General features: G+C 70.8%; 14 protein-coding genes. 6 read left to right on the top strand and 8 right to left on the bottom strand.

Going from position 1 to position 12691, the window contains the following annotated elements:
- Positions 1-6: 6 nt before the first annotated feature.
- Positions 7-987, bottom strand: a complete 981-nt coding sequence (locus tag ADK57_RS00475) for a helix-turn-helix transcriptional regulator (RefSeq protein ID WP_053747266.1) — start codon at positions 985-987, stop codon at positions 7-9.
- Between the two features lie 39 nt (positions 988-1026).
- On the opposite strand from ADK57_RS00475, the gene ADK57_RS00470 reads away from it, so the two are divergent.
- Both ADK57_RS00470 and ADK57_RS00465 read left to right on the top strand, forming a co-directional pair.
- On the top strand, positions 1027-1506 hold the full coding sequence (locus tag ADK57_RS00470) for a hypothetical protein (RefSeq protein WP_053747265.1): 480 nt from the start codon (positions 1027-1029) through the stop codon (positions 1504-1506).
- Positions 1503-1979 carry a hypothetical protein gene (locus tag ADK57_RS00465; protein ID WP_053747264.1) on the top strand — a complete coding sequence of 159 codons (477 nt, stop codon included), beginning with the start codon at positions 1503-1505 and terminating at the stop codon, positions 1977-1979. Before ADK57_RS00470 ends, ADK57_RS00465 begins: the two co-directional genes overlap by 4 nt.
- Here ADK57_RS00465 and ADK57_RS00460 read toward each other — a convergent pair.
- From ADK57_RS00460 to ADK57_RS00450, 3 genes are all read right to left on the bottom strand, one after another.
- On the bottom strand, positions 1948-2691 hold the full coding sequence (locus ADK57_RS00460; RefSeq protein WP_053747439.1) for a class I SAM-dependent methyltransferase: 744 nt from the start codon (positions 2689-2691) through the stop codon (positions 1948-1950). The genes ADK57_RS00465 and ADK57_RS00460 overlap by 32 nt on opposite strands.
- Before the next feature lie 5 nt (positions 2692-2696).
- Complete coding sequence (locus tag ADK57_RS00455) at positions 2697-3002, bottom strand: 4a-hydroxytetrahydrobiopterin dehydratase (RefSeq protein WP_053747263.1); 306 nt, start codon at positions 3000-3002, stop codon at positions 2697-2699.
- A 98-nt stretch (positions 3003-3100) separates the two neighbouring features.
- Positions 3101-4204 (bottom strand): ADP-ribosylglycohydrolase family protein, encoded by a 1104-nt coding sequence (locus tag ADK57_RS00450; RefSeq protein ID WP_053747262.1) that lies wholly within the window; start codon positions 4202-4204, stop codon positions 3101-3103.
- Positions 4205-4347: 143 nt separating this feature from the next.
- Here ADK57_RS00450 and ADK57_RS00445 point away from each other — a divergent pair, with 143 nt between their 5' ends.
- Positions 4348-5187, top strand: coding sequence for a helix-turn-helix domain-containing protein (locus tag ADK57_RS00445; RefSeq protein WP_053747261.1), 840 nt, complete (start codon positions 4348-4350; stop codon positions 5185-5187).
- Here the strand turns inward: ADK57_RS00445 and ADK57_RS00440 are convergent.
- Positions 5169-5594 (bottom strand): hypothetical protein, encoded by a 426-nt coding sequence (locus tag ADK57_RS00440; protein ID WP_053747260.1) that lies wholly within the window; start codon positions 5592-5594, stop codon positions 5169-5171. The genes ADK57_RS00445 and ADK57_RS00440 overlap by 19 nt on opposite strands.
- Positions 5595-5966: 372 nt before the next feature.
- On the opposite strand from ADK57_RS00440, the gene ADK57_RS00435 reads away from it, so the two are divergent.
- The 3 genes from ADK57_RS00435 (at position 5967) to narJ (ending at position 8428) form a co-directional block, all read left to right on the top strand.
- Entirely contained in the window at positions 5967-6830 is an 864-nt protein-coding gene (locus ADK57_RS00435; RefSeq protein ID WP_078972864.1) for a helix-turn-helix domain-containing protein, read from the top strand.
- Positions 6831-6950: 120 nt separating this feature from the next.
- Positions 6951-7766 (top strand): SAM-dependent methyltransferase, encoded by an 816-nt coding sequence (locus ADK57_RS00430; RefSeq protein ID WP_053747258.1) that lies wholly within the window; start codon positions 6951-6953, stop codon positions 7764-7766.
- 179 nt (positions 7767-7945) lie between these two features.
- Entirely contained in the window at positions 7946-8428 is a 483-nt protein-coding gene (gene narJ, locus ADK57_RS00425) for a nitrate reductase molybdenum cofactor assembly chaperone (RefSeq protein ID WP_053747257.1), read from the top strand.
- Positions 8429-8462: 34 nt separating this feature from the next.
- On the opposite strand, the gene dnaK is transcribed toward narJ, so the two are convergent.
- The 3 genes from dnaK to ADK57_RS00410 all read right to left on the bottom strand — a co-directional run bounded on the left by dnaK (position 8463) and on the right by ADK57_RS00410 (position 12635).
- A complete protein-coding gene (gene dnaK, locus ADK57_RS00420) occupies positions 8463-10382 on the bottom strand; it encodes a molecular chaperone DnaK (protein ID WP_053747256.1) in 1920 nt (639 codons plus the stop codon).
- 95 nt (positions 10383-10477) lie between these two features.
- Entirely contained in the window at positions 10478-11236 is a 759-nt protein-coding gene (locus tag ADK57_RS00415) for a glycerophosphodiester phosphodiesterase family protein (protein ID WP_053747255.1), read from the bottom strand.
- A gap of 7 nt (positions 11237-11243) precedes the next feature.
- On the bottom strand, positions 11244-12635 hold the full coding sequence (locus ADK57_RS00410) for a hypothetical protein (protein ID WP_053747254.1): 1392 nt from the start codon (positions 12633-12635) through the stop codon (positions 11244-11246).
- Positions 12636-12691: the final 56 nt, after the last annotated feature.

Genomic DNA, 12691 nt, shown 5'->3' with positions numbered 1-12691 from the left:
TCCTCGTCAGTCGCCGCCACGCATCCCCAAGTTGCCGTACTTCTCGGCCAATTCGGCGATCGTTCGGGCGATCTTCGCGCGCAGCTCCGGCGGTTCGAGCACCTCGATGCCGGTGCCCAGGCGCAGGAACTCGGCGTGGGCGTGGTCGAGGGACTCGATGGGGACCGTGGCCACGGTCCAGCCGTCTCCGTCCGTACGTCCGTCGGCCTCTGCCTCTGCCTCTGCCTCTGCCTCTGCCTGCCTGGCGAGTCTCACGCCCGGCGCCAGGCGTACCACCGCCTGGCCCTGCTTGAGCCGGGCGTGGAAGTCCCGTTGGTAGGCCGTCCAGTAAGCGGTCAGGTCGAAGTCGTCTGGGCGCGTGAACTCTTCTTCTTCGGTGGCGAGTTGGAGGATCTGGTCGACGCGGAAGGTGCGCGGGCCGGGGCCGGCGACGACGTACCAGCGGCCTGCCTTCAGGACCAGTCCGTACGGTTCCAGACGACGCTCCACATCGGTCGGTGTACGCCAACGACGGTATACGATATGCAGGATATGGTTGTTCCATACCGCATCGGCTACTGCAGACAGGTACGGCGTCTCGTCCGCGTCCGCGTACCAGCCCGGGGCGTCGAGGTGGAAGCGGCCGCTGATCCGGTCGGCTTGGGCGCGCAGCTCCGGCGGCAGCGCGGCGCGGACCTTGAGCTGGGCGGCGGCCAGGACAGAACCGAGCCCGAGGTCGGCGGCGGGCCCGGGGGCTCCGGAGAGGAACAGGGCCTGCGCCTCCCCCACGGTGAGGCCGGTCAGGCGGGTGCGGTAGCCGTCGAGGAGGCGGTAGCCGCCGGCGTGGCCAGCGTCGCCGTACAGCGGGACACCGGCGGCACTCAGCGCTTCGACGTCCCGGTAGACCGTGCGGACGGAGACCTCCAGTTCCTCGGCGAGCTCGGCGGCGGTCATCCGGCCGCGGGCCTGGAGCAGGAGAAGGATGGACACCAGTCGGCTCGACTTCACTGACACAGGATGTCAGTGAAGTCGCCCTAGCGTCGCGTCATGGCTTTCACGGAGAAACTGCTGACCGTGCGGCCGCCGATCGAGGTGGCGGGGCGGCGCATCAAGCGCTACCACGTCACCGCGGACCCCGCGGGCATCGCACCCGACGTGGAGAAGGCGGCGTACGAGATCCTGCCGGAGCTGCTGCCGGAGCAGGACGGGACGCCGCCGGCGACGTTCGTGGTGCTGCACCGCGGTGGTGACGACGGCGCCTATCTGAACGCGTACAGCTGGGTGTGGGACAACGTCCTGCACTTCCGGGGCGCCGCGGCCGGTCAGCCCGTCCTCGGCTGCCCGGACGACGATCCCACGCACTTCGTCACGCCGGACCTGCCGTGGATCGGCTGTGTCTGGGAGCTGCCGCCGATCCTGCACGAACGCGATGCCTGGGTGCGCCACCTGCTCGCCCCCGAAGTCCCTGACCTGGACGCCTACTTGTCCGACTGCCTGCCCGACGGAACAACCGGAGACCGCTCATGAGCAGCCCGCACGACTTCGACTTCTTCCACGGTGAGTGGGACGTACTCAACCGCCGCCGCACCGACTTCCTGGACCCCGACAGCGACTGGGTGGAGTTCCCGGCGACGCACCGCTGCTGGGCGCTGTTCGACGGGGCCGCCAACATCGACGAGATCGACATGCCGTATCTGGGGGCGAAGGGCCTGACACTGCGGCTGTTCGACCCCGACGCGCGCCAGTGGTCGCTGAACTGGTCCTCCAGCAGCACCGGAAGGCTCTTCCCGCCGGTCATCGGCCGCTTCGAGAACGGGCGCGGCGAGTTCCACGGCGATGACACGTGCGACGGGAAGGACGTGCGGGTCCGGTTCGTGTGGGCGGACGTGTCCGCGACAGGGGCACACTGGGAGCAGGCCTTCTCGGTGGACGGCGGAGCCACCTGGGTGACCAACTGGCACATGGACTTCAGCCGGCCTTCCGGAACGCCAGCACCGTGAACACGGGGTCGGCGCGCGGCCGGTCCTGTTCGGGCAGGGCCTGTAGCCGTGCGGCGAACCGTTCGGCGAGCGGACCGCCGGGCGGCAGCCGCGTGAACCAGCCGCGCCGCAGATCCGCGACCGTGCTGCGCGGGCTGCGGCCCTGACCAAACCCCTGGAAGTGGGCCCGACCGGCCGGATCCAGTCCGCAGTCGACTGCATACGACGTGACGGTCCCGGCGGCGTCCTGGGCCGGCCGGCGCGGGCGCGGCGCGAGAACCGCGTCGATGTCACTGCCCACGTCGTGTGCGGCGGCCTTGTCCACGGTGGTGACGTACACCCCGCCGGGCCGCAGCACGCGAGCGCACTCGGCGACGACCGCCCGGACGTCGCCGGGCCCGTCGAGCAGGTGTAACAGCCACACACTGGTGACGGCGTCGAACGCCCCGTCGGGGAACGGCAGCCGACGGCTGTCCGCGAGAACGATCGCCCCGGGCACCCGCGCGGCCGCCAACCGGGCCATCCCGTATGTCAGGTCCACGCCCGTCACCCGCAGGCCGGGCCGGGCCGCCGCCAGGCGGCGGGTCACGATCCCCGTGCCGCAGGCGACGTCGAGAAGGCGGCGGGCACCGACGGGGACCAGGCCGAGGACCGCGTCGGCAGCCGCGGCGGCTCTGGGCTCGCCGCCGCGGCTGGCGTCGTAGGCGTCGGCCTCCTTGTCGTAGTCCAGCACCTGCGTCACTGGGCTCCGTGGCCGGGGGCGAGCGCCTCCACTTTCCTCGCGAGCTCGAAGTCCAGCTCGGTCACGGCCCCGCCCACACTGTGCGTGTTCACCGTCAGGGAGACGGTGTTGTAGCCGAGGGTGAGGTCCGAGTGGTGGTCGAGCTCCTCCTGGACCTGTGCGATGTGGACGACCATCGCCGTGGCGGCGAAGTGCGTGCCGAGCCGGTAGGAACGGGCGAGACGGTCCCCGTCGAGCGACCAGCCCGGCAGTTCCGCGAGCCGGTCCTCGATCTCCTTCTGCGACAGCGGTTCCACAGGCATGGCCGCGCTCCTTCCTGGATGCCGGGTACTTCTTCAGCGTGCCACAGCCGGGCTGCTTCGGCCCTGGTCACGGCCCTGGTCAGCAGGGTTCCCAGTGGTCAGTGGCGGACACCCCCCACAGGGGAACTCCCGGCCGCCAGGTCGTCGGCGAGCGCCGCGATCCGGGTACGGCCCTCGACCTGCTCCACCCACTCGTGCGGCAGTCCGACGTCGCCGTGCCGGGCACCGAGGAGGTTGCCGCAGATGGAGCCGGTGGAGTCGCTGTCGCCGGAGTGGTTGACGGAGAGCAGCAGTGCGTCCTTGACGCCGGGCGCGACGAGCGCGCAGTAGACGCCGATGGCGAGGGCCTCCTCGGCGACCCAGCCCGCACCGAGGGACTCGGCCTTCTCCGCCGTCGGTGCCCCCTCCGCGGCCAGGTCGACGGCCTGGCGCAGCGCGGCCGAGGTCTCCTCATGACCCGGGTGGCGCTCCAGCTCGCGCAGGGCGCGCAGTACCGAGCCCTCCAGGGAGTCCCCGGCGACGAGGTGGGCCACGATCGCGGCGAACGCGCCCGCCGCGTAGTAGCCGGTGGGGTGGCCGTGGGTGATCTGGGCGCCGCGGGCCGCCATGGCGAAGGCCGCGTCGGCGGGGTTGACGAGACCGAAGGGGGCCGAGCGCATTACCGCGCCGCAGCCCTTGGAGTCGGAGTTGACCTGACCCGGCTTGCCGTCGAGTTCGAGCCACGGGTCGGGGGCGTACATCTGGGCGACCCCGGACAGGCAGGCGTTGCCGGGGGCGCGACGGGAATACAGCCACGCCTCGGCGATCAGGCCGCCGGAGGGAGCACCGCTCCGGGGCGGTGCGGCCTGCTCCGGGCCGGGCTTCGTCTGGGTCTCCAGCCACCGCTCGTACGCCTGGCGCAGCAGCAGGGCCCAGCCGCCGCCGATGCCCTTCTCCCGTTCCCGTGCCTGAGCCTGGACGATGGCCTCGACGGTGAACAGGGTCATCTGCGTGTCGTCGCTGATGCGGCCGAGCACGCCGTGCGCGCCGGGCACGAAGCCGGTCACCCCGCGCTCGCCGTGGGACGCGCGGATCCGGTCCAGGGAGGAGAACTCGATCGGGTAGCCGAGGGCGTCGCCGATCGCCCCGCCCAGGAGGCACCCCCGCACTCTGGCGCGGTACACCGCGGCGGTCTCCAAGGTCGGCATCGGCGGCCAGCTCATGCGCCCACTCCTCAACTGAACACGGGCGACCGTCTATTGTCTACAGTCGCCGGTTTCTCGACTACGGTTCTTGGCCGACCGTCGTCGCTCTCCCGCTGCGGCTGCTCGCCGACGGCGGCCGTTCCTCGACTACGGTCGTCGGTATGACCATTCTCGCCTCCGGGTCCCCCACATCCTCCGGCACCCCCGGCGACAGGGGTGTGGGCCCGCTGTTGCGGGCCTGGCGGGAGCAGCGGCGGGTCAGTCAGCTGGAGCTGGCCTTGCGTGCCGACTCCTCGGCCCGGCACATCAGCTTCATCGAGACGGGCCGTTCCCGGCCCAGCGAGGACATGGTGCTGCGGCTGGCCGAGCACCTCGACGTCCCCGTCCGTGAGCGCAACTCGCTGCTGCTGGCGGCCGGTTACGCCCCGCGCTACCCCGAAACGCCGCTGGACGACCCGGCGCTGGATGCCCTGCGCGAGGGCATGGAGCGGCTGATCCAGGGCTACGAGCCGTATCCGGCCCTCGTCGTCGACGCGATGTACGACGTCGTCGCGGCCAACCGGGGCATCCTGATGCTGCTCGACGGCATTCCGGAGTCCCTGCTCGCGCCGCCGCTGAACGCGATGCGGCTGACCCTGCACCCGCAGGGCCTGGCGCCGCGCATCCGCAATCTCCGTGAGTGGCGCGGGCATCTGCTGGCGCAGATGGAGCGGCAGATCGCCCTGCACCGGTCGGAGCCGCTGCGGGCGCTGTACGAGGAGGTCGCCGCGTACCCGGCGCCCGAAGCGGCGGCCGACGGGCAGGACGCACAACCGGCTGAACCCGTCCCCTACTTCGCACTGCCGATGCAGATCGAACACGAGGGCCGGACACTGTCGTTCATCTCGTCCATCTCCACCTTCAACACCCCCATGGACGTGACCGTCGCCGAGCTGGCCATCGAGACGCTGCTCCCGGCCGACCCGGCGACGGTCAAGTACCTTCACTCGTTGATGTCTTGACGAACCCTCAGGGCAGCGTGCTGGAGCAGGGCGAACCCGGCGACGGTGAGCGCCTGGAGTACGGTCCACACGGCGCCGGCCGTGGTCGGCGACAGCCACAGGCCCAGGGCGACGAAACTCAGCGCGGCCCAGGCGAGGTTGGCCTCGATCACGGCCCGGACCGGCAGCGCGGCCGGGCGGGCGCGGGCGGCGAGAAGGCCGACGGCCGCCGCGTACACCACGAGGAAGACGCCGAGCCCGAGCAGCAGTCCGGAACCGGCCCCGAGGAAGCGCCCCAGCGGGCCGGACGCGGCGAGGTAGGCGAGTCCGTTCACCCCGGTCACCACCGCGTCCAGGGCGAGGAAGCGACGGAGCATGGTGTGCGGGTCGGGGGTCCGGGCGAGCGCGGCGATCTGGGACGCGGACATGACGAATCACCTTCCGTCGAGATTGAGTTGGGAACACGGCATCCTGCATACCGAATGCCTGACGGCTACCGGATCCCGCAGGCCGGATCCCGCATGCCGGATCTCGCATGCCGGATACCGCATGCCAGGCGGCTACCGGATCCTGCATACCGAATACGGGCGGGATACCGGATCCCGGACCGGAGTGCGCCGGCCCGGGACCCGTTGCCACCACGATCCCGCCCGCCGGCGCCACGGTCGATTACCCCTGAGGTAATCCCGGTCGCGACGAAACCGCGGCAGACAAGCCTCATCCGCCCCCTGGGACTGGTGTGACCGACGGCGGAACATGGCACACTGCACGCAAGCTTCGACGCGTAGGGGAGGCGTGGCGTGAGTGAGCGGCGCCCTGCGCCCACCGTGGGTCAGGTGGTGCTCGGCAGACGCCTGCAGGAACTGCGAGAGGCGGCCGGCTTCAAGCGCGAGGAGGCCGCGCAGGTACTGCGGGTGGCCCCGGCGACCGTACGGCGGATGGAGATGGCCGAGGTCGCCCTGAAGATACCTTATGTCCAGGTGCTGTTGGAGACGTACGGCGTCGGCGACGACGAGGCGGCCGCCTTCATAGACCTGGCCGAGGAGGCGAACCAGCCGGGCTGGTGGCAGCGGTTCCACGACGTGCTGCCGGACTGGTTCAGCCTGTACGTGAGCCTGGAGGGCGCCGCCCGGATCATCCGCTCCTACGAACCGCACTTCGTGCCGGGGCTGTTGCAGACCGAGGCGTACGCGCGTGCCGTGATGGAGGCGGGGACGATCGGGCAGGCGGGGCCGGACACGATCGACCGGCATGTGTCCCTGCGCATGGAGCGTCAGCGGCTGCTGGAGCGCCCCGACCCGCCCCACCTGTGGGTGATCATGGACGAGACGGTGCTTCGGCGGCCGGTGAGCATGCGCGGCGAGGTCATGCGCGACCAGCTGGACAAGCTCCTGGAGTTCGCCGAACGCGACCGGATCACGCTGCAGGTCGCGGAGTTCGAGGAGGGCCCGCATCCGGGGACGTACGCACCGTTCTCGTTGTTCCGCTTCGCCGAGCCGGAACTGCCCGACATGGTCTTCACCGAGTACCTGACCGGTGCGCTCTATCTCGACTCCCGCACGGAGGTCGCGACGCACCTGGAGGTCCTGGACCACATGTCGGCGCGCGCCGCGTCGGCCGAGCGCACCAAGAAGCTGCTCCGGGAGCGCCGCGAGGACTTCTGAGCCCCCGCACCACCCGCCCCCGACTCGAAGCCCCTGCTTCCAAGCCTCTGCTTCCAAGCCCCTGACTTCGAAGGCCTGGACTTCGAAGCCCCTGACTCAAGACCTAGGAGACGACGCCGTATGACCGGATCCGACGCCGCGCCCGCCCGTATCGACACCAGCCGGCCGCATCCGGCCCGGGTGTACGACTGGTGGCTGGGCGGCAAGGACAACTACCCGGTGGACGAGGAGCTGGCCCGCAAGATCCTCGCCGTCGACGGCACGGTGCTGCGCGGGGCGCGGGCCAACCGCCGGTTCATGCAGCGGGCGACCAGGGTGGCCGCCGAGGCGGGGATACGTCAGTTCCTGGACATCGGCACCGGCATTCCCACCGAGCCGAACCTGCACCAGGTGGCGCAGGGTGTGGCCCCGGAGTCGAAGGTGGTGTACGCGGACAACGACCCGATCGTGCTCCGGCATGCGGAGGCGCTGCTGCACGGTTCGCCGGAGGGCTCGACGAACTACATCCACGCGGACGTCCGCGACCCCGACACGATTCTGCGTCTGGCGGCCGAGTCGCTGGACTTCGGGCAGCCTGTGGCCCTGTCGCTGGTGGCCCTCACGCACTATCTCGGTGACGAGTCCGACGGCGACGACGTGCACGGTCTGCTGAAGCGTTACGTCGATTTCCTTGCCCCCGGCAGCTACCTGGTCCTGTCGCAGGTCACGGCTGATCTGAACCCGGAGGCGATCGAGAAGGCCGCCGAGCACTTCCGTCGCAGCGGCACCTCCTTCCACCCCCGCTCGCTCACCGAGTTCTCGCGCTTCTTCGACGGCCTGGAACTCCTCGGCCCCGGCGTGATCCCGGTCTCCGGGTGGCGACCCGAGCCGGAGGACGTGGCGGTGCAGGCCGAGGGCATCGTGCCGGTGTACGCGGGGGTCGCCCGTAAGTCCTGACCCGTACGGGTGCCGTCGGCGGGCACGGGACCCGTACGGGTGCCGTCAGAAGGTGCGCTCCCCCGCCCCGCCCTAGGTTCGAATGAGCCGCGGGCGAGCAAGGGAGCGCATGTGACCGACACCCGGAAGTTCCACGGTCCGCGTCACCGGCAGACCGCCGACGAGGCGGAGGATGCCTGATGCCCTCGGACGCGGTGCTGTACCAGGCGGCGGCGCTCTGTCTGACCTACCCGGACGACGACTTCCGCGCCCGGCTGCCCCTGCTGCGCGAAGCCGCCCCGCAGCTCAGGGAGTTCACGGACCACGCGGCCGTCACCCCCGCGCAGGACCTGGCCGCGCACTACGTCCGGGTCTTCGACTTCACGGACGGGCACAGCCTGTACCTGAGCCGGTGGCGGGACGGAGACACGCGGCGGCAGGACACGTCGCCGGTCCGCTTCGAGGACGTCTACCGTGCGCACGGCCTGGAGTGCAGCGACGAGGAGCTGCCGGACTTCCTGCCAGCGGTGCTGGAGTTCGCGGCCCGCACCGGCGACATCGGCCTGCTCACCGGACACCGCGCCGGCCTGGAGCAGCTCCGCGCCCGGCTCACCGTCTTCGGTACACCGTATGCATCCGTCCTGGATGCCGTGTGCGCCACACTGCCGACGGCGTACACCTGAATGCGGCCGATGACCTCACCGCTCCGCGCGGGAGCTAGGCCGCCCCGCCCCGCCCGTCCCTCGCATCCTGGTCCCTCGCGTCCCGGTCCCTCCCCTCCCGGTCCCTCTCGTCGTCCACGATCTCCGCGTCCACCACGCCCTCCTCGTCCTGCGGCGGGGTGTGCCGGCCGGTGTCCGTGTTCTCCGTGGGGGTCTGCTGGGCGGCGGCCTGGGCGTACATCGCCTGGCCCATCTTCTGGCTGACGGAGGCCAGTTTCTCGACGCCTGTGCGCAGGGCGCTGGTCTCGGCGTTCTGTTCCAGGAGCTGCTTCAGCTCGGCGACTGCGGACTCGACCTCGGTCTTGGTGTCGGCGGGGACCTTGTCGCCGTTCTCGCGGACGAACTTCTCGGTCTGGTAGACGAGTTGTTCGGCCTGGTTGCGGGTCTCGGCCGCCTCGCGGCGTTTGCGGTCCTCCTCGGCGTACTGCTCGGCGTCCCGCATCATTCGGTCGATGTCGTCCTTGGGGAGGGCCGAGCCGCCGGTGACCGTCATCTTCTGTTCGCGGCCCGTGGCGAGGTCCTTCGCGGACACGTGCATGATGCCGTTCGCGTCGATGTCGAAGGCCACTTCGACCTGCGGCACCCCCCGAGGCGCGGGCGGCAGGCCCGTGAGGTCGAAGACGCCCAGCTTCTTGTTGTACGCGGCGATCTCGCGTTCGCCCTGGTAGACCTGGATGCCGACCGAGGGCTGGTTGTCGGTGGCGGTGGTGAAGATCTCCGAACGCCGGGTCGGAATGGTCGTGTTGCGTTCGATGAGCTTCGTCATGATGCCGCCCTTGGTCTCGATGCCCAGGGACAGCGGGGTGACGTCGAGCAGGAGGACGTCCTTGACGTCGCCGCGGATGACGCCCGCCTGGAGGGCCGCGCCGACCGCCACGACCTCGTCCGGGTTGACGCCCTTGTGCGGGTCCTTGCCGGTGAGTTCCTTGACCAGGCCGGTGACGGCGGGCATGCGGGTGGAGCCGCCGACGAGGATGACGTGGTCGATCGCGGCGAGCTTGATGCCGGCGTCCTTGACCGCCTGGTGGAAGGGGTTCTTGCAGCGGTCGAGGAGGTCGGCGGTCAGCTCCTGGAACTGGGCGCGGGTCAGCTTCTCGTCGAGGTGCAGGGGGCCTTCCGCGGAGGCGGTGACGTAGGGGAGGTTGATCGTGGTCTCGGTGGAGCTGGACAGTTCGATCTTGGCTTTCTCGGCGCCCTCGCGCAGCCGCTGCAGGGCCATCTTGTCGTTGCCGAGGTCGATGCCGTACTGGCCCTTGAACTTCTTCACGAGGTGCTCGACGACCCGCTGGTCCCAGTCGTCGCCGCCGAGGTGGGTGTCACCGTTCGTCGCCTTGACCTCGATCACTCCGTCGCCGATCTCCAGCAACGACACGTCGAAGGTGCCGCCGCCGAGGTCGAAGACGAGGACCGTCTGCTCCTCGCCGCGGTCGAGACCGTAGGCGAGAGCGGCGGCCGTGGGTTCGTTGATGATCCGCAGCACCTTCAGGCCCGCGATCTCCCCGGCCTCCTTCGTGGCCTGCCGCTGGGCGTCGTCGAAGTACGCGGGGACGGTGATCACCGCGTCGGTGACGTCCTCGCCCAGGTAGGACTCGGCGTCCCGCTTCAGCTTCTGCAGCACCCGCGCGGACAGCTCCTGCGCCCGGTAGCGGTTGCCGTCGACGGCGCCCTGCTCGGGAAAGCGCCAGTTCACGTCGCCCATGTGGCGCTTCATGGAGCGGGCCGTGCGCTCGACGTTCGTCACCGCCTGCCGTTTGGCGACCTCGCCGACGAGCACCTCGCCGTTCTTGGCGAAGGCCACGACCGACGGTGTGGTCCTGGCACCCTCCGCATTCGCGACGACCGTGGGTTCGCCGCCCTCCAGCACGGCCACCACCGAGTTCGTGGTCCCCAGATCGATTCCGACCGCACGTCCCATCGCTGTCCCCTTCCGTCAGGGAGCCTCCCGCACTCCAGCACAAAACTTGAGTGCGTTCTTGTCAATGGGTGGGTCTTGTCAGTGGAGGGCTCCTGTCAAACGGACGGGTACCCCAGGGAGGGCTCGTCCTGCCTCCCGCCCCTCAGGTCGACCGCCCGCCGCGGCCGGTCGGTGACCAGGACGTCCACGCGCGGGTCCGCGAGGAACGCGCGCATCGGCACGTCCTCGTTGACCGTCCACACCATGGTGAACAGACCGTGCCGGGCGGCCTCGCGCAGGACGTTCGCCCGCGCCAGCCTCTGGTGGACGGCGACTCCGGTCGCCCCGCAGGCGCGGACCCGCCGCATGGGCAGCAGCTCGCTCAGCCGGGTCCCCGGCAGCCGGGCCGGGCGGACCTCCCTGCGGTCGCGGCCCAGGGAGAGGGCCGTACGCACGGCGGGGAAGGCCCTCCTGATCGCGGCGACGGAAGGATCCTCCAGGGTCGTCGCGACGAAGCCGTCCATGCCGAGCAGGGCGATGGCCCGGTCGATCAGTTCGCGCTCGTGGCCCACCTCCTTCAGGTCCAGGTGCCCCACGAGCTTCCCGGCGATCAGGGCCATGACCTCTTCGGCGACCGGCACCGCGTACCCGGCGCGCTCGCTCAGCTCGGCGTGCGTGATCCGCGACAGGAGCGGCCCGGTGTGTGCGACGCGGGGGTCGTGGTAGACGACGAAGACGCCGTCGGCGGTACGCCGGATGTCGAACTCGGCGTACTCCGCGCCGGAGGCGAGCGCGTCCTCGTACGCCTCCCAGGTGGCGGCGCCGGCGCGCTCGGATCCTCCCCGGTGGGCCGACACGGCGGGCAGTCGCGGCATGGTCGGGTCAGCTCCCGGAGGCGGATCGGGGCGGGGGCACCGGTGCGGGCGGCCCGCCGTCGGGCGGTGTCAGGAGGGTGCCGGAGCGTCGGCTGACCCGCCTGAGCATCACGTATCCGATCACGACGAGGACCACGAAGGGAAGCCAGGCCAGCGCGTACGCCGTGCCGTACTCGCGCAGGTCGAGGATGGAGCGGTCGGCGTGGACGTTCGTGCCGTTGATCCCGAAGAACGTCAGCAGCAGGGTCGGCGGCAGTGCGATGAGGGTGGCCGCGGCGACGAGGGCGGAAACGGTGCGGTCCCGGCGGTCGTCGCGTTCGGCGAGTGCCGCGTCCAGGGCGGCGGAGCGGGCGCTGATGACGGAGGTGAGGCGCTCGACCATGCGGGCCGAGTTGTCGAGGCTGTCACGGATGCCGAGGGCGTCGCGCAGTGAGGACTGGAAGCTCTCCATGAGCATCTCGGGGATCAGCAGGCTGTCGACGTAGGCCTCGACGCCGAAGGCCAGGTCCAGCTGGAGTTCGTTGACGCCCGCGGAGAGGCGGGAGATGAGGGAGCGGACCTCGTACGGCGAGTCCGTCATGGCCCGCTCGTTGGCCCGCATCGTCTCGAAGGCGGCGAGGCGGGTGCGCTGGAGGACGGCGAGCGCGGAGATCATGCCGAGCGCGACCAGGGTGAGGCCGTTCTCCACGTGCGGGGCCCAGCCGGCCTGGACGGAGACGCCGCGGCCGTGGGAGGAGAGGGTGACGCCGTGGTTGCGCAGGTTGGGCGGCATGGTGGCGTCGAGGTCGGGGGTGTGGTTCGCCGGCATCCTGCCGCGGTAGACGATCTCGTTGAGCAGGGCGGGGCGGCGGGGCGCGTCGTCGACGCCGTCGGCGAGCAGGTCGTGCAGTAACCGCCCGCCGGGGAAGACGAGTTGGTGCACGTTCTGGCCGTGGGCGAGCGGTGTGGGCAGGGTGAGCCGCTCGTTCACCACGTCGAGGAGCGGCCGGCCGCCGAGGCGGATGCCTTCGCGGTCGAAGCAGGTGTCCGCGAGCCAGGCGGCGAGGGCGGCGGGCTCGGTTTCGGCGGCGAAGCCGCAGTCCAGGAGCAGGGTCACGTCGCCGCGCGGGGTGGCGACGACCATGATGTCGACCGAGGCGAGGCCGAGGCCGTGACCGCCGTGCGGCAGGTGCAGGTCGTCCGGTGCGGCGCGTACGGCCAGGACCGGTACGGGGAGCACCTTCTCGCTGGTTCTCAGGTGCGGTTCGAAGCGGCCGAAGTCGTAGCGGTCGACGAGGGCGCCCAGCGGGGAGGCATCCGGGCGTATCCGGCCGGCCAGGCTGAACAGCAGTACCGCGCGGGTGAGTTCACGCGTGGCGGAGTCGAGTACCGCCGACCCGCTGGATGTTCCCGGCCCCATCACGTCCCCTTCGACACCGTCATCTTGATACCCCTCCCCCCGGTCACGAACCGACC

This window comes from Streptomyces sp. MMG1533 (assembly GCF_001279775.1).
Classification (GTDB): Bacteria; Actinomycetota; Actinomycetes; order Streptomycetales; family Streptomycetaceae; genus Streptomyces.
Note: the sequence above shows the minus strand (reverse complement) of the source record. Positions and strands in the feature narration are given on the sequence as shown.

Bases quoted from the DNA above. Each gene is read 5' to 3' on its own strand.
- ADK57_RS00470 (WP_053747265.1), top strand. From the start codon at position 1,027: ATGGCTTTCACGGAGAAACTGCTGACCGTGCGGCCGCCGATCGAGGTG.
- ADK57_RS00465 (WP_053747264.1), top strand. From the start codon at position 1,503: ATGAGCAGCCCGCACGACTTCGACTTCTTCCACGGTGAGTGGGACGTA.
- ADK57_RS00455 (WP_053747263.1), bottom strand. From the start codon at position 3,002: ATGCCTGTGGAACCGCTGTCGCAGAAGGAGATCGAGGACCGGCTCGCG.
- ADK57_RS00450 (WP_053747262.1), bottom strand. From the start codon at position 4,204: ATGAGCTGGCCGCCGATGCCGACCTTGGAGACCGCCGCGGTGTACCGC.
- ADK57_RS00445 (WP_053747261.1), top strand. From the start codon at position 4,348: ATGACCATTCTCGCCTCCGGGTCCCCCACATCCTCCGGCACCCCCGGC.
- ADK57_RS00440 (WP_053747260.1), bottom strand. From the start codon at position 5,594: ATGTCCGCGTCCCAGATCGCCGCGCTCGCCCGGACCCCCGACCCGCAC.
- ADK57_RS00430 (WP_053747258.1), top strand. From the start codon at position 6,951: ATGACCGGATCCGACGCCGCGCCCGCCCGTATCGACACCAGCCGGCCG.
- narJ (WP_053747257.1), top strand. From the start codon at position 7,946: ATGCCCTCGGACGCGGTGCTGTACCAGGCGGCGGCGCTCTGTCTGACC.
- dnaK (WP_053747256.1), bottom strand. From the start codon at position 10,382: ATGGGACGTGCGGTCGGAATCGATCTGGGGACCACGAACTCGGTGGTG.
- ADK57_RS00415 (WP_053747255.1), bottom strand. From the start codon at position 11,236: ATGCCGCGACTGCCCGCCGTGTCGGCCCACCGGGGAGGATCCGAGCGC.
- ADK57_RS00410 (WP_053747254.1), bottom strand. From the start codon at position 12,635: ATGGGGCCGGGAACATCCAGCGGGTCGGCGGTACTCGACTCCGCCACG.